The organism is Sphingopyxis sp. Geo48 (genome assembly GCF_949769155.1).
GTDB lineage: Bacteria > Pseudomonadota > Alphaproteobacteria > Sphingomonadales > Sphingomonadaceae > Sphingopyxis.
Genome location: NZ_CATKPA010000001.1, coordinates 177,995 through 192,684, shown reverse-complemented (window position 1 = coordinate 192,684; position 14,690 = coordinate 177,995). Strand labels below are relative to the sequence as shown.

Below are 14,690 nucleotides of genomic sequence, written 5' to 3'. Positions count from 1 at the left end.
GCGCACCACATGGCATCGGACAGGATGGGTCAACCCGAATAGGTTTGCGGGAAAGGCTATTCGGTCGTCGCTGGTTCCGCAGCGGGCGTTTTCGCGGCGGTCAGATCGCCGTTCTGGATCAGCCATTGCGGATAACCCGCCTGCACCGACGCCATGATCCGGTCAATCGCCGCGGCAACCTGTTCGCCTTCGGCCTCGCGGTCGCGCTGGACGATCACGCGGCGCGCCTGCGCGTCGATCAGCACCCGCTCGCGCGGCAGCAATTCACCGACCGTCAGTCCCGCGAGGATCGCGCGGCTGTCCTCCTCGCGCCGTTCGAGCGTCGCAAGGCGGCGATTGAGCTGCTCTTCGACCTGCACTGCGGCATTCGTCTGCTGCCTCAGCTGGACGATGCTGACGCGCACATTGCGATCGAGTTCGCCGTGAACTTTCGCCGCGAGTTGCATGTCGAGCTTGGCGGCATAACGATCGACAAGCACGACGCCGTCGATAGCAATCGCGTCACGCTCCATCCGGACGTTGAGGCTGTCGACGCGATCGTTTTCGTCGAGCAGCGACCTGAGTTCGGTTTGCACGATCGATCGGGCGCGCACCTCGCCCGCAAGGCTGTTGAGCGTCAGCGCGAGCGGGATCGACAATATGCCCAGCGTCGTGAGGATGCCGGCGACCTGCATCGCCGTATGCTGCGGCGTCAACGATGGTCCGAATTTGTTGATTCGCGCCACGATCGTCGCGGCAAAGGCGATCGCAAGCGTGTTGGTGAGGAACAGCAACGCCGCACCCAGCGCAAAGTCGAAGCGGCCGGTCGCCAGCCCGAAACCGACGGTCGACAGCGGCGGAACCAGTGCGGTCGCGATGGCCACACCGACCATCACCCCCGACAGCTTGCGCATGATCGCATAGACGCCAGCAATGCCGCCGACGACCGCGACACCGAGGTCGAGCAGCGTGGGCTGTGTCCGAGCGCGCAGTTCGAGGGTGACGTCGCGGATCGGCGACAGCCAGATGAGGAACATCGCGACGAGGATGGCGACCGCCATGCCCGCCGCCATCGTCACCAGGGAACGCTTGATCAGGTTGCTTTCGAGCGTCGCAAGGCCAAACCCGATACCCATGATCGGACCAAGCAGCGGCGATACGAGCATCGCGCCGATGACTACCGCCGTCGAGCTCTGCAAAAGGCCGAGCGTTGCGATCGCGGCCGACAGCGTGATTAGCAGCAGGAATTTCTTGTTGAGCCGCGCGTCGCGCGCGACGCTCGCGAGGACGAGAGCGCGCCCGTGGACCTCGTCGTCGCCGAGGCCATTGTCGTCATCATCGACCTCGCGGCCGGCTCCGGGGCGCGCGGACCGGCGACCACCCGCGTTGAACGGTGCATCGCCCAGTCCGGGCACCCCGGGATGGTTGCCGGCCATATGGGCGGACGGTTAGATCTTGCCGGTCAGTTCGGGAACGGCATTGAACAGATCGGCGACGAGGCCAAAGTCGGCGACCTGGAAAATCGGCGCGTCCTCGTCCTTGTTGATCGCGACGATCGTCTTCGAATCCTTCATGCCGGCGAGGTGCTGGATCGCACCCGAGATGCCGATCGCGAAATAGACTTCGGGGGCGACGATCTTGCCGGTCTGGCCGACCTGATAGTCGTTGGGGACATAACCCGCGTCGACGGCAGCGCGCGAAGCGCCGAGCGCGGCGCCGAGCTTGTCGGCGAGCGGGACGATTACTTCCTGATATTTCTCGCTCGAACCCAGCGCGCGGCCGCCCGACACGATGATCTTGGCCGAGGTGAGCTCTGGGCGATCCTGCTTGGCGATCTCGGCGCCGACGAAGCTCGAGATACCCGCGTCGCCGCCAGCCGAAACGGCTTCGACCGCGCCCGAGCCGCCCGAGGTGGCAGCCTTTTCGAAGGCGGTGCCGCGAACGGTCAGGACCAGCTTGGCATCCGACGATTCGACGGTCGCGATCGCGTTGCCGGCGTAGATCGGGCGGGTGAAGGTCTTGGGACCTTCGACCGACAGGATTTCCGAAATCTGCATCACGTCGAGCAGCGCTGCGACGCGCGGCGCGATATTCTTGCCGGTGGTCGTGGCGGGCGCGACGAAGGCGTCGTGCGACGCCATCAACTCGGCGACGAGCGGCGCGATATTTTCGGGCAGGTTGTGACCGAAAGCGGCGTTGTCGGCGACATGCACCTTCTGGACGCCCGCGATCTGCGCGGCGGCACTGGCGACACCGCCGACGCCCTCGCCCGCGACGAGCAGGTGGACTTCGCCAAGCTTCGACGCAGCGGTCACCGCGGCGAGCGTGGCATCCTTGACGGCGCTGCCGTCATGTTCGACCCAAACGAGCGTTTTCATGAGTGCACTCCCATCGCCTTGAGCTTGGCAACCAGTTCATCGACATCGGCGACCTTGACGCCCGCCGAGCGGACGGGCGGTTCGGACACCTTGACCGTCTTGACCCGCGGCGTCGTGTCGACGCCGTAGTCGGCGGGGGTCTTGGTATCGAGCGGCTTCGACTTCGCCTTCATGATGTTCGGCAGCGACGCATAGCGCGGCTCGTTCAGGCGCAGGTCGGTTGTGACGATCGCGGGAAGCTTCAGCTTCACCGTTTCGAGACCGCCGTCGACTTCGCGCGTCACGCTGACATGATCGCCCTCGACATTGACCGCGCTGGCGAAGGTGCCCTGCGCCCAGCCCGTGAGCGCGGCGAGCATCTGGCCGGTCTGGTTGTTGTCGCCGTCGATCGCCTGCTTGCCAAGGATCACGAGACCCGGCTGCTCCGCGTCAGCAATCGCCTTGAAGATCTTGGCAAGTGCGAGCGGCTCGACCTCATCGTCGGTCTGCACCAGGATCGCGCGGTCGGCGCCCATCGCGAGCGCGGTGCGCAGCGTTTCCTGCGCCTTCGCCGGACCGACGGACACGGCGACGATCTCGGTCGCGACGCCCTTTTCCTTGAGGCGGATCGCTTCTTCGACACCGATCTCGTCGAACGGGTTCATCGACATCTTCACATTGGCGAGGTCAACGCCGGTGCCGTCGGCCTTGACCCGCGGCTTCACGTTGTAATCGAGCACCCGCTTCACGGGGACGAGGATTTTCATGGCTTTAAAAGCTCCTCTCAGCAAATTGTGCACTGCGCCATAGTTGCGCTTTACGTAAACGTCAACCTAGCAGTCCCCAAACCCCTTCTCCCTTGAGGGGAGAAGGATAGGGAGCCTTATCGCCGCAGGCGATTAGGCGGACTTGGATGAGGGTGAGCGGAGCAAAGCTCCGCGCGAGCCTTTGGCTCGCATACCCCTCACCCGGCTTCGACTAGCGAGCAAGCTCGCAACTCTCCGCATCCCTCTCCCACAAGGGGAGAGGGTCTAGTCTCTTATCACGCAGCCTTGGCAACCTCGGCGACGATTTTCTTTGCCGCGTCGCCCAGATCGTTGGCCGCGACGATCGGCAGCCCCGAATTGGCGAGGATGTCCTTGCCCTGCTGGACGTTCGTGCCTTCGAGGCGGACGACGAGCGGGACCGACAGGTTCACTTCTTTCGCCGCGGCGACGATACCCTCGGCGATGATGTCGCACTTCATGATGCCGCCGAAGATGTTGACGAGGATGCCCTCGACCGCCGGGTCCTTCAGGATGATCTTGAACGCCGCCGTGACCTTTTCCTTGCTGGCGCCGCCGCCGACGTCGAGGAAGTTCGCCGGGAAGGCGCCGTTCAGCTTGATGATGTCCATCGTCGCCATCGCGAGGCCGGCGCCGTTGACCATGCAGCCGATGTTGCCGTCGAGCTTGATGTAGGCGAGGTCATATTCGGACGCCTCGACTTCGGCCGGGTCTTCCTCGGTCAGGTCGCGCAGTTCGGCGATATCCTTGTGGCGGAACATGGCATTGCCGTCGAAGCCCAATTTGGCGTCGAGGACGAGCAGTTCGTCGCCGTTCGCGCCTTCGCAGACGGCGAGCGGGTTGATCTCGATCTGCTCGGCATCGGTCGCGAGGAACGCATCATAGAGGCCGGCAAGAACCTTCGCAGCCTGCTTCGCGAGATCGCCGTCGAGTTCGAGCGCGGCGGCGACGCTGCGGCCGTGGTGCGGCATCAGGCCGGTCGCGGGGTCGATCGTGATCGTGTGGATCTTTTCGGGCGTGTTGTGCGCAACGGTTTCGATGTCCATCCCGCCTTCGGTCGAGGCGACGACCGCGATGCGGCTCGATGCGCGGTCGACGAGCAGCGCGAGATAATATTCTTTCTTAATGTCGGCGCCGTCGGTGATGTAGAGGCGGTTGACCTGCTTGCCATGCTCGCCGGTCTGGATCGTCACCAGCGTGTTGCCGAGCATTTCGCGCGCGTGGCTTTCGACTTCCTCCAGCGTCTTGGCCAGGCGGACGCCGCCCTTCGCATCGGGGCCGAGTTCCTTGAACTTGCCCTTGCCGCGGCCACCCGCATGGATCTGCGACTTCACGACATAAAGCGGCCCGGGCAGCTGCTTCGCCGCAGCGACAGCTTCCTCGACGCTCATCGCGGCGATGCCCTTGGGGATGGCAACGCCAAATTTCGCGAGCAGTTCTTTCGCCTGATATTCGTGGATGTTCATGAGGTCTGCCGGGCCTTTCGACTCTGGAAGGGGAGAAGAATGGCGCCGCATAAGCACAAGTTGCGCGGCAAGGCTACCCCTGCCGCGTCCAGAAAAACTTGGACTGCCGAAAGCGCGGGCTAAGTCGTTAACGCAGCGCGCAAAGCGCCGCCGAACTGGTCGTCACGGTCAATATCTCGGGATCCTTGAGCGCGCGGACCTTGTGCAGGAACTGGTCGAACGACAGGTCGCCGAGCCGCTTCTCCTTCAGGCTGCCCAGCGCCGACAGGCGACGAAGCTGTACGAGCGACAGCCGGTCGACCATCCGTTCGGCCATGCACGCCGACATCGCCTTGGAAAGCCCGGCATTATTGAGCCCGGTGCGCAATCGCGCCTCGGGGGTGGCGCAGCCCGCGAGCATCAGCGTGGCGGCGACCAGAGGCAGAATGGCAAAACGCATCGTCTATCTTCCATGAAATTCGGCAACGGCGCCCGATACCGCCTGCATGAGCTGCATACGAGCGGGAATCGGCGACGCCGTACTACCCATCATCACGACGATCGCATAGCGCGTGCCGTCGGGCGCGGTGGCAATGCCGATGTCGTTATAGCCCGCGGTCATGCCGTTCAGATCCTGCCCGGTCCCGGTCTTGTGCACAAACTGCCAGCCGGCCGGGAGCCCGGCCTTGAGGCGCTTCGGCCCGCTCTTCGTCCGGCTCATCACGCCAAGCAGATAGTCGGTCGATTCGGGCGACAACAATGTCCCGCGCGCAAGCCGAGTGAGGCCGCTCGCGATCGCCGAGGGGCTCGCGCCATCGACCGGGTTTGCCAGATAACTGTCCATCGCCGCGCGGCGCGTCGCGGGCGGCAGCGCGGCGCGAGCCGTCTGGAAGTTGCGGCCGATCGAATAGCTCTGCTGCCACGTCAGCCCGGCGGTGCCGGCCTGCAGCAGCCGTTCGCCGGGGCCGAAGCGGATCGAGCCCAGATCCTTTTTGCGAAGAAAGGCGCGCACCGCCTCGGGACCGCCGACGGTGCGCAACAGGCTGTCGTTCGCAAGATTGTCGCTGTGGGTGATCGCGGTCTCGATAAGGTCGCGAACGCTCATCGTCACGCTCCCCTCGGCGCGGACGCGAGCGGCGAGCGGCTGGTGGAAGACGACCAGATCCTCTGGACCGATCCGTACGCGCTGGTCGAGGCTCAACCGGCCGTTATCCACCGCATCGAGCACCGTCATCGCCACCCACAGCTTCGAAACGCTCTGCTGAGGGAACAGGTCGGGGCCACGCTGCGCGATCGCCCATTCGCCGTCGATGCGCTGGACCGCGATGCCGACCCTGCCCGGATAGGCGCGCCACAGCGCATAGATCCGATCGCTGAGGCCGGGTGCAGGGCGGCGGAAGCCGGGATCCAGCGTCCCGCGCGGCGGGGCCGCGTTGCGCACCGGCTGCCCGATCGGCACCGTCACGGCGCCCGAACCTTGCGGCGCTTGCGCCTGACGCGGCGGCGGCACAATCGCCGCGCTGCTCACGCACCCCGCGAGCAAGGCGGCACCAATCGTCAAACCGAGCAGCGGCCTGCCCGAAAAGTGAAACGTCATTCAAACCCCGCGGCTACAGCCGTCATCATCGTCCCGACCCCTTTGGTCGGCCTATTGGTCCCGCAGGCGGGCGGCAGGGGCCAGCGATTTGCGACGAATGATTCCCGACGCACGGTGAGCGGCGGAACCTCTGCCGGTCAGGGCGCCGGAACCTTGCGTACAAGGTCGGGATAGAGGCGCTTCAAGGCTGCGAGCTTCGGCGCATCCCATCGCACGATGTAGGGATTCGATGGGTTCAGCCGCATGAAATTCTGGTGACTCGCTTCGGCCGGATAGAAGGTCTTGTAGCTTTCGATCGGCACGATCACCGGCTTCGCGAAATATTTCCCCTTGCCGATCTGCGCCAGATAGGCGGTTGCCACCTGTCGCTGCGTCGCATCCATCGGAACGATCGCGGCGCGATATTGGGTGCCCGAGTCGGGACCCTGACGGTTCTTGAGCGTCGGGTCGGCAACGACCGAAAACAGCACGCGCAGCAGCGTGCCATAGCTGACCTGCGTCGGGTCATAGACGATGCGCACCGCCTCGGCATGGCCCGAGGTGCCGTCGTGCGTCAGCTCGTATTTCGCGGTCGCCCTGCTGCCGCCATGATAGCCCGACTCGACCGAGATCACGCCCTTCACATTCGAAAAGACGCCCTCGACGCCCCAGAAACAGCCGCCGGCGAGCACGGCAGTCGCGCGCTTGGCCTTGACGACCGGGTCGACAGCAGCAGCGGGGAGCTTGACGACGCTTTCGGCCTGCGCCGGGGCGCATTGCGAAAGGACGGCCGCGGCGAGCAGGGCGACGAGCGGGCGGACCCGCGGCGTCACAGCGCCATCGCGAACGCCGGATGCTGGATCATCACGATCAGCCCGCCGATCGCGAAGCCGGCGAGCATGGTCGGAAACCAGTCGGAGCGGAGAAGGGAAACCATGGGAGCCTCTTTTTTGCATGTCATCTTATACGGTGGAGCCGGAGCTCCGGTTACACCGAACGATATGGCGCGCCCCTTGCCATCCGTCAGTGATCGCCGTCACCCTTAAGGGAGACGGCTTACTATCGGGTGAACCGACCTGTTGTCCGCGGTTCAGCTTAGCGCCGCGCACGCCTGCTGGATGCGCACGCAGGCTTCCTTGAGCACCGCTTCCGACGTCGCATAGGAAACGCGGAACGCCGGCGACAGGCCGAAGGCACCGCCGTGGACGGCCGCAACGCGTGCGCTGTCGAGGAAATAGTCGATCAGCGCTTCGTCGGTATCGATCAGCTTTCCGTCGGGCGTCTTCTTGCCCATGCAGCCGCTCGCGTCTGGATAGACATAGAAGGCACCATCGGGAACCGGACACGACAGGCCGGGCGCGTCGTTGAGCATCGCGACGACCATGTCGCGGCGCTTCCGGAACGCGGCGTTGCGGTCATCGAGAAACTGCTGCGGCCCGCCGAGCGCGGCCGCGGCAGCGGCCTGCGCGATCGAACAGGGGTTCGAGGTCGACTGCGACTGGAGCTTGCCCATCGCCTTGATCAGCCAGGCGGGACCGCCGGCATAGCCGATGCGCCAGCCGGTCATCGCATAGGCCTTCGAACAGCCGTTCACGGTCAGGATGCGGTCGATGAGGTCGGGGCAGCGCTGCGCGATCGTCGAGAATTCGAAATCGGCGTACCAGACATGCTCGTACATATCGTCGGTCATCACCATCACATGCGGATGACGGCGCACGACCTCGCCGATCGCGTCGAGCTCTTGCGGCGAATAGGCCGCGCCCGACGGGTTCGAGGGCGAGTTGAAGATGATCCAGCGCGTCTTTTCGGTGATCGCCGCGTCGAGCTGCGCGGGCGTGATCTTGTAGTTCTGCGCCGCCGACGCCTCGATCACGACGGGCTTGCCGCCGCAAAAAGCGACGATGTCGGGGTAGCTCACCCAATAAGGCGCAGGGATGATCACCTCGTCGCCCTTGTCGACGGTCGCGACGAGTGCGTTGAACAGCGTGTGCTTGCCGCCGACGTTCACCGTGATCTGGTCGAGGCCGTATTCGAGGCCGTTGTCGCGGCGAAACTTGCCGCGGATCGCTTCCTTGAGCGCCACCGTGCCGTCGACGAGCGTATATTTGGTCTGGCCATTGCGAATGGCCTCGATCGCGGCTTCCTTGACGAAGTCCGGCGTGTCGAAATCGGGCTCGCCCGCCGACAGGCCGATCACGTCGATGCCTTCGGCTTTCAGCTTGGCGACACGCGCGGTCATCGCGAGCGTAGCCGACGGCTGGATGCGGTTCAGGGCGGCGGACGTATGCGGCTTCAGCGACATGGGTCAGGCTTTCCGTGGCTTGCGCGGATCGATTGCGAATTGACAGGAAATTGCGCGCGGCCGCGCCTAAAGCCTCCGGCTCATATTCGCAAGCGCGCAGCGGTATAATTTACCTATGCACTGCGCGTCACGCGGACGAAGGCTCGGCCAGCCGCGCCGGAACCAGCCCGCGAAGCGAATTGCCGATGTAGAAGCCCTCGGCAAGGTCGGCGACCCGCAGGTGCGATTCGGCGGCGCGGCCCTTTTCGATCAGTTCGGCGCGCAGAACCCCCGGCAGCAGCCCGAGCGACAGCGGCGGGGTCAGCAGCACGCCGTCGCGCTCGACGAAGATATTGCTCCAGCTCCCCTCGGTGACGAAGCCCGGTTCGTCGACGAACACGACTTCGGCCGCGCCGCTCTCGATCCGCGCCGCGTCATAGGCCGCGCGCAGGCTGGTCTTGTGCGCCAGGCGGAAATCGTCCGCCGCCATCGGCGCGGGCCGCGCGACGACGGGCACGGGCAGTTCGGCAAGGCGTGGCAACGGCGACACCTCGATCGCCAGTGCGCCCGACGACGAAAGCCGCATCCGCACTCGCGCCGCGGTACGAAGGCGGAAGGTCGCCGATTGCAGGCCGTTGCGCGCGCCATGGCGGTCGAACGCGAAACCGAATGCCGCAGCGCTCGCCTTCATCCGGGCCAGATGCCCTTCAAGGCGCTGAACGCCCTCGACAGGGTCGAAAAACATCGTCTCGAGAAGGTCGAAGCTTTCCCCCGCTGCGCCCACAAATTCCCCCTTGGCCAGACATTCGCGCCATTCCTCCGCCGGCTGGCTATCGGCGACGATCCCGGAACCGAGCCCCAGCGTGGCGCAAGCCGCGCCGTCGCGCAAGCCGCTCTGCGACGGAAAGATCAGCGTGCGGATCGCAACGTTGAACGCCGCGTCACCCCCTGCCTCGATGAAGCCGATCGACCCCGTGTAGAGGCCGCGCGCATCGCTCTCCAACTCGTCGATGATTTCCATCGCGCGCACCTTCGGCGCGCCGGTGATCGATCCGCAGGGGAAGGCGGCGCGCAGGACGTCGACCGCCCCCGCCCATTCGGGCAGCGTGGCGGTGACGTCCGACACGAGCTGGTGGATCGTCGGAAAACTCTCCACCCGGAACAGGTCGGGCACCGCGACCGTCCCCGGCACCGCGACGCGCGACAGGTCGTTGCGGATGAGGTCGACGATCATCAGATTTTCGGCGCGCTGCTTCGGATCGGCCGCCAGCTCGCGCGCTGCGGCCGCGTCGGCCGCCCCATCGGCCAGCCGCGCCGCGGTGCCCTTCATCGGCCGCGCCATCACCTCGCGCCCGCGCAGCGCGAAGAAAAGCTCGGGCGAGTGCGACGCGATCGCCTGCGTGCCGGTCCAGATGAAACCACCGTAGCCGGCGCGCGCGGTCCGGCGCAGCCGCGCATAGACCGCGAGCGGATCGCCGACCACGGGCACGTCGGCGCGAAAGGTGAGATTGGCCTGATAGATGTCGCCCGCGCGGATATAATCGAGCACCCGCGCTACCGCCGCCTCGTAGGCGGTGCGCGTGATACGCGGCGCAGGACTGCCGACCCACGCGGCGTCGGGATCGGGAAAGAGAGCTGGCACGGCATCGGCTGCGATCCGCTCGACGCTCCGGAACAGTCCGAACCATGCCAGCGGCGCATTGTCGCCGGGATCGCCCGCCGCGCCGCGCCACGCGGGCGCCAGTCCCTTCCCGGCTTCATAGGCCAGGTAGCCCGCGGCGTGGAGCCCGCGGCGCGGCGCGGCTTCGAGCTGATCGAGCAGCGCGGGAATCTGGTCTGCCGACGCCGCTGTCAGCACCTGGGCCGGGTCGCGGAATAGGCGTGCCGGCACGGCGCCATGCACGCGTGCATCGTCGAGAAGGACGAAGGCCTGCTCGTCCGGACCTGTTGCCAGTCGCATCATCGCCGTCGTCGGCAAACCTCCACGATGCGCTTATCGCTCGCGGCGCACCTTGACCGACGGCCGCCCCTCGAGGCTGAGGAAAAAGGTGCCGAGCGTGCCCGACTTGATCTCGACCTTCTGCCCGATGCGCGGGCGCAGCGGCATTCGCTTGCCGTCGGTCTGGACCCACAGCGATCCATCCGCCATTTCCATGCGATAGCCGTCGGCGCCATCGGCAACCGACGCAATGGTGGTTTCGACCCGCTCGATTTTGTCCGCGTCGTCGTCGCCGCCGAACAGACCGAGGCTCGGCAAGGTAAAGCCGAACAGGCCGCGCCGCGTCTTCTTGACCGTTTCCTTGTCGGCAAAGGTGATTTCGCGCGCCTGGTCGGCCGCCGACAGCTCGCCGACCTCGCGGTCGAAGCAGGCGAGGCGCGCGGTGGGGTCGGCGATATCGCGGCACGCATAAAGTTCGTTGATCTGCGCGGGGCGCGGCGGCGCTTCCTTGTCCTTGGCGACCGCCGGCGCACCCATGCAGGCGATAAGGACGATGGGCGCGCCGAGACGCACGATATGCTGCAACACCATGGACGAACCCCTGTCAGACCGGACGGTCCCCTGACTAGCCGCCGCCGCCCTGCGCCGCAAGATTGCGGACGCAGCGAAGCCTGCCTAGAGTGATGTAAATAGCACAGATGAAAGGGTCTCCCTCCGCGATGACGCCCCCCTACGACTGGTCGACCGATTACCGCCACCCGACGAAGTGGGACCAGTTGTTCGAGCCGCTCTCGCTGCCCGCGATGCTCGCGGCGAGCGTCGCGGCGAAGCGCGATGCGCCGATGCTCGACTTCATGGGCCGGCATTTTTCGTACGCGGAAGTCGCGAACGGCGTCGCGCGGGTCGCGCGCGGGTTGCAACAGCTCGGAATCGGCAAGGGCAGCCGCGTCGGCCTGTTCCTGCCCAACGTGCCGCATTACGTCGCCGCCTATTATGGCGCGCTTGTCGCGGGCGCGACGGTGGTCAATTTCTCGCCGCTCTACACCGCGCACGAACTCGAAGCGCAGGTCGAGGATTCGGGCACCGACACCTTGTTCACGATCAGCGCCGCGGCGCTGCTGCCGACCGCGCTCGAAGTGCTCGACGGATCGAGCCTCAAGCGGCTCGTCGTCGGCTCGATCGCCGGCGGGCTCCCGCACGCAAAATCGGTTCTCTATCGCCTTTTCAAGCGCAGGGAGGTCGCGCCGCTGCCCACCGACCCGCGCGTCATCCGCTTCTCGGCGCTCACCGACAATGACGGCAAGTCCGACCCGGTCGCGATCGACCCCGAACGCGACGTCGCGCTGATCCAATATACCGGCGGCACCACCGGCACGCCGAAAGGCGCGAAACTCACCCACCAGAACCTGACCGCCAACGCGCGGCAGGTGAACGGCATCGACCCCGACCATGACGCCGGCGACCGCATTCTCGGCGTCCTTCCCTTCTTCCACGTCTTCGCCAACACCTGCGTGCTCAACCGCACCGTCCTCAACGGGGGAATGATCACGATGCTGCCGCGTTTCGACGCCAAGGGCGCGCTCGAGGCGATCACCCGGACCAAGGCGACCGCGCTGCCGGGCGTGCCGACGATGTACCAGGCGCTGCTCGACCATCCCGGTCTCGCCAAAACCGACTTTTCCTCGCTGCGTGTCTGCATCTCGGGCGGCGCGCCGATGCCCGCCGAGCTGCGCGAGAAATTCATCGCCGCGACCGGCGCCTCGCTCGTCGAGGGCTATGGCCTCACCGAAAGCTCGGGCGTCGTCGCGACCAACCCCTATGACGGCCCGGTCAAGCCCGGTACGATCGGGCAGCCGATCCCCGCGACGCACATCCGCCTGCTCGACAAGGAAGACCCGTCAAAGGACGCACCTGCGGGCGAGCCCGGCGAACTCGCGGTGAAGGGCCCGCAGATCATGCAGGGTTACTGGAACCGGCCCGACGCCGACATGGACAGCTTTACCCCCGATGGCTGGCTGCGCACCGGCGACGTCGCGACGGTCGATGCCGACGGCTATATTCGCATCGTCGACCGGCTGAAGGACATGATCGCGGTCGGCGGGTTCAAGGTCTATCCGAGCGTGATCGAGGCGCATCTCTACGAGCATCCTGCGGTCAAGGAAGCCATCGTCCTCGGCGTCCCCGACGCCTATCGCGGCGAAGCGCCCAAGGCGTTCGTGACGCTGGAGGAAGGTTTCGAGGTTTCGGGCCAAGCGCTTGCCGCCTGGCTCAATCCCCAACTCGGCAAGCATGAACGGGTAACGGCGGTCGAGGTGCGCGACAGCCTGCCCAAGACGATGATCGGCAAGCTGGATCGGAAGGCACTGCGGGCGGAGGCCGGCGCCTGAACGCTCGCGACGATATTTTGTTACAATGAGACATTGTAACCTTTGTCATGTTATGCCATATCCCGCCTCGCAGTTGGTCCAACGGAGAATCGGGTGACCCAAGTCGCCAATCACAGCCATGCATGGCCGCGCTTCGGCGCGCTGGTGCGGGCTGCGCGCGATTCGCGGCCGCTGACCTCGCTGACCGGCGACCAGCTCGCCATGGGGCTGTCGGGGCTCTGCCTCGTCCACTGCCTTGCAACGACGATCTTTTTCGCCTCGATCGCGTCGGTCGGCGGTGTGTTCCTCGAAAGCCATCTGTTCCATGAAATCGGCCTGGCCATCGCAATCGGCTTCGCGCTGATCACGCTCGTCTCGGGGGTGCTCAGCCACGGCTATATGATGCCGTTCGCGGTCGGCTGCTTCGGGCTCGGCATGATGGCGGGCGCGCTGTCGCAGCCTCACGACGGCAGCGAGGTGCTGGCGACGATGATCGGCGTCGCGGTCGTTGCGCTCGGCCACGACCTTAACAGGCGCGCAACGCGCTGATACGCAGTCCCCGCAGCTTGCGGGGAACCTCCAAACGACATACATTGCCTTCGGACGGGGGCAGAGCGGCACGATGGCCGCGCAAGGAAGAGCCAATGGGCAAGCATGAACATCCGCACGTCGAGGCGACCGGCGCCTCGCTCGCGAGAGCGGCGCAGGATGCGCTCGAAAAGGGCGGCGAGGCCTGGACCGACATGCGCGCGCAGATTTTCGATGCGGTCGCCGAAATCGGCAAACCCGCGAGCGCCTATGAAATCGCCGACATCGTCTCGCAAAAGCGCGGCAAGCGCGTCGCGCCGAACAGCGTCTATCGCATTCTCGACCTGTTCGTTGCGAACAACCTCGTCCGCCGGGTCGAAAGCGCCAACGCCTTCGTCGCGAACAGCCATCCGGGCTGCCTGCACGACTGCATTTTTCTGATCTGCGACAGCTGCGGCACCGCGGTCCATGTCGACAACGACAAGCTCTCGGACGGCGTCCGCGCCGCCGCCGAGGCAACGGGCTTCGCCGCCGAACGCCCGGTGATCGAAGTGCGCGGCAAATGCGCCGAGTGCCAATAGGTTGATTGACGACCTGCCGGCGGCGCGCTGGTGGTACGGGGCGCTGCTGCTTGGCATCGCTGTCCTGCTCTTCGGCCTGCACCTGGGGCAGGTTTTTCCGCCAGACGGCCATGCGGTCGATCCCGGCTATGGCGCGCCGGTCCTCGCGTTCGAATTCGCGGGCGGCCAGCCCGACCTGATCGCGATCTTCGGTCCCGACAGCGATCCGCGGCAGGTCGGCCGCCTCGCCGCGATGCGGACGGAGAACGAGCAGGATTATCTCTACATGCTGCTCTACACGGGTTTCCTCGCATCGGGGCTCATCGCGCTCTCGCACGAATTGGGACTGCGCGCGTTGAAGGCCGCAGCAACGCTGCCGATCCTCGCGGGGCTCTGCGACGCATGGGAGAATTGGCTGCTCTTCGATATCCAGGCCGCCTTCACCGTCGGTGACTATTCGCCTGCGATGGCGAGCCTGCCCTATCCGGTAGCGGCGAAATTCGCCTTGCTGGCGCTCACCAATATCGCGATTGGCCTCGGCATCGTGCGGATCGGCCGCTGGCACGAGCTGGCCGGGACCCTCGTCATCGTCGCCTGCGTGCCCGTGCTGATGGCGATCGCCGTGCCCGCGCGCTACGGCTGGACCCTGCTCGCATCGACCGGCGGCGGCTGGATCGTGCTTCTCGGCCTTGCGATGATGGCAAGCTGGCGCGCGGCGGTGCGCAAGCGCCCGCTTGTGGAATCCGAAATGCCGGCACCCGCCACGCGCCGCGCCGAACCCGACGCGGCACCGGCAGCACGCAAGCTCTTCGGCCGCCGCGGCGCCTAAGCCCCTTCCCACCCCGCGTGCGCGGGTCTAGGGAGACGGCGAATC

General features: G+C 65.9%; 14 protein-coding genes. 4 read left to right on the top strand and 10 right to left on the bottom strand.

Annotated features, from left to right (window positions below):
- Positions 1 to 56 precede the first annotated feature (56 nt).
- The 10 genes from QOL79_RS00990 to QOL79_RS00945 all read right to left on the bottom strand — a co-directional run bounded on the left by QOL79_RS00990 (position 57) and on the right by QOL79_RS00945 (position 10,953).
- Positions 57 to 1,415 carry a DUF389 domain-containing protein gene (locus QOL79_RS00990; RefSeq protein WP_283418328.1) on the bottom strand — a complete coding sequence of 453 codons (1,359 nt, stop codon included), beginning with the start codon at positions 1,413 to 1,415 and terminating at the stop codon, positions 57 to 59.
- A 12-nt stretch (positions 1,416 to 1,427) separates the two neighbouring features.
- On the bottom strand, positions 1,428 to 2,357 hold the full coding sequence (locus QOL79_RS00985; protein WP_282946221.1) for an electron transfer flavoprotein subunit alpha/FixB family protein: 930 nt from the start codon (positions 2,355 to 2,357) through the stop codon (positions 1,428 to 1,430).
- The gene (locus tag QOL79_RS00980; RefSeq protein ID WP_058455665.1) at positions 2,354 to 3,103 is read right to left on the bottom strand and encodes an electron transfer flavoprotein subunit beta/FixA family protein; all 750 of its coding nucleotides are present in this window, start codon (positions 3,101 to 3,103) and stop codon (positions 2,354 to 2,356) included. Before QOL79_RS00980 ends, QOL79_RS00985 begins: the two co-directional genes overlap by 4 nt.
- A 275-nt stretch (positions 3,104 to 3,378) precedes the next feature.
- Positions 3,379 to 4,587, bottom strand: coding sequence for an ADP-forming succinate--CoA ligase subunit beta (gene sucC, locus QOL79_RS00975; protein ID WP_058455664.1), 1,209 nt, complete (start codon positions 4,585 to 4,587; stop codon positions 3,379 to 3,381).
- Between the two features lie 127 nt (positions 4,588 to 4,714).
- A complete protein-coding gene (locus QOL79_RS00970) occupies positions 4,715 to 5,026 on the bottom strand; it encodes a hypothetical protein (RefSeq protein WP_058455663.1) in 312 nt (103 codons plus the stop codon).
- Between the two features lie 3 nt (positions 5,027 to 5,029).
- Complete coding sequence (bla, locus tag QOL79_RS00965) at positions 5,030 to 6,163, bottom strand: class A beta-lactamase (RefSeq protein ID WP_283418327.1); 1,134 nt, start codon at positions 6,161 to 6,163, stop codon at positions 5,030 to 5,032.
- A gap of 137 nt (positions 6,164 to 6,300) precedes the next feature.
- The gene (gene msrA / locus QOL79_RS00960) at positions 6,301 to 6,975 is read right to left on the bottom strand and encodes a peptide-methionine (S)-S-oxide reductase MsrA (RefSeq protein ID WP_283418326.1); all 675 of its coding nucleotides are present in this window, start codon (positions 6,973 to 6,975) and stop codon (positions 6,301 to 6,303) included.
- Between the two features lie 257 nt (positions 6,976 to 7,232).
- Positions 7,233 to 8,444, bottom strand: a complete 1,212-nt coding sequence (locus QOL79_RS00955; protein WP_204992487.1) for a pyridoxal phosphate-dependent aminotransferase — start codon at positions 8,442 to 8,444, stop codon at positions 7,233 to 7,235.
- A gap of 127 nt (positions 8,445 to 8,571) precedes the next feature.
- Positions 8,572 to 10,386, bottom strand: coding sequence for an aminodeoxychorismate synthase component I (gene pabB, locus QOL79_RS00950; protein ID WP_283418325.1), 1,815 nt, complete (start codon positions 10,384 to 10,386; stop codon positions 8,572 to 8,574).
- 30 nt (positions 10,387 to 10,416) lie between these two features.
- Complete coding sequence (locus QOL79_RS00945; protein ID WP_231729005.1) at positions 10,417 to 10,953, bottom strand: hypothetical protein; 537 nt, start codon at positions 10,951 to 10,953, stop codon at positions 10,417 to 10,419.
- Positions 10,954 to 11,081: 128 nt separating this feature from the next.
- On the opposite strand from QOL79_RS00945, the gene QOL79_RS00940 reads away from it, so the two are divergent.
- The 4 genes from QOL79_RS00940 to QOL79_RS00925 all read left to right on the top strand — a co-directional run bounded on the left by QOL79_RS00940 (position 11,082) and on the right by QOL79_RS00925 (position 14,645).
- Positions 11,082 to 12,749, top strand: a complete 1,668-nt coding sequence (locus tag QOL79_RS00940) for a long-chain-fatty-acid--CoA ligase (protein ID WP_283418324.1) — start codon at positions 11,082 to 11,084, stop codon at positions 12,747 to 12,749.
- Between the two features lie 93 nt (positions 12,750 to 12,842).
- Entirely contained in the window at positions 12,843 to 13,277 is a 435-nt protein-coding gene (locus QOL79_RS00935; RefSeq protein ID WP_349306405.1) for a MerC domain-containing protein, read from the top strand.
- 95 nt (positions 13,278 to 13,372) lie between these two features.
- On the top strand, positions 13,373 to 13,837 hold the full coding sequence (locus tag QOL79_RS00930; protein ID WP_282946203.1) for a Fur family transcriptional regulator: 465 nt from the start codon (positions 13,373 to 13,375) through the stop codon (positions 13,835 to 13,837).
- A gap of 1 nt (position 13,838) precedes the next feature.
- A complete protein-coding gene (locus QOL79_RS00925) occupies positions 13,839 to 14,645 on the top strand; it encodes a hypothetical protein (protein WP_283418323.1) in 807 nt (268 codons plus the stop codon).
- Positions 14,646 to 14,690 lie beyond the last annotated feature (45 nt).